The 909-nt window shown below is 70.2% G+C and carries 1 protein-coding gene; it reads left to right on the top strand.

Annotated features, from left to right (window positions below; translation table 11 throughout):
• Positions 1 to 158 precede the first annotated feature (158 nt).
• Positions 159 to 909, top strand: a 751-nt coding sequence (locus RT567_RS13600; RefSeq protein WP_313576824.1) for a hypothetical protein, incomplete at its 3' end; no start/stop codon positions are given.

The following is a 909-nucleotide window of genomic DNA, read 5'->3' as shown; positions in this document are numbered from 1 at the left end:
AATGCAGTCGCCCTCCGCCGCCCCAGCCCCTCCACCGCTACGCGGTCCCCCTCCCCATTGCATGGGGAGGAAAGAGCCCCGGTTCCCTTGATGGGAGAATAGTGAACGCTCTGGCGAGATCCGCATTAACCTTTACGGCTGAAACAAGGAGCGCAGCCATGAAGGCTCTATTCTACGCCGCCGCAGGCGCGGCGGTCCTCATCGCCGGAGCGGCCGAGGCCCATCAGGCCGGCGCCCGATATAACGCCGCCGCCGGCTACGCCCGCGGCCCCGTGGTCCAGACCCGCGCCCAGACCTGGTACAGCGACACCGGCTGGCAGGGCGGATACGGCCCGATCGAAAGCTACGGCTATGGCTACGGCTACGGCGGCGCCGGGGGTCGTCCCCCGGTCGTGATCGCCCCGTCGCAGCCGCCGATCCAGCACGGCGGCTACGCCTATTCCGGCGTCACCCGCTCCATGCCCTTCGGCTATCCGGTCGACGGCTACGGCCGCTACCCCTGGGCGCGCGCCGGCTATGGCGGCTACGGCGGCCAATATCAGGGCCAGTATCAGGGCGGATATCAGCAGGGCTATTATCAAGGCGGATACGGCCACGACTGCGGCCGCTGCGGCCCGCCGCCCCAACCCATGCAGCCGGTGCATTACCGCGCCGAGCCGATCTACGTCAGCCAGCCGCCGGTCTATGTCTCGCAGCCGCCCGTCTACGTGGAATCGCCGCCGGTCTATGTGCAGCCGGCCCCGGTCTACGTCGAACCGGCCCGCGTCCATGTGGCGCCGCCGCCGGTCCATGTGGCCGCCGCCGACGTGCGCGTCGCCCCGGCCCAGGTCGAGGTGGCCCGCCCCAACGTCTATGTCGAGCCGCCGCGCGTCGAAACCGCCCCGCCGGTCGTGAACTTCGACCAGGGCT

It is taken from the genome of Brevundimonas sp. (assembly GCF_032107865.1).
Classification (GTDB): Bacteria; Pseudomonadota; Alphaproteobacteria; order Caulobacterales; family Caulobacteraceae; genus Brevundimonas.
Note: the sequence above shows the minus strand (reverse complement) of the source record. Positions and strands in the feature narration are given on the sequence as shown.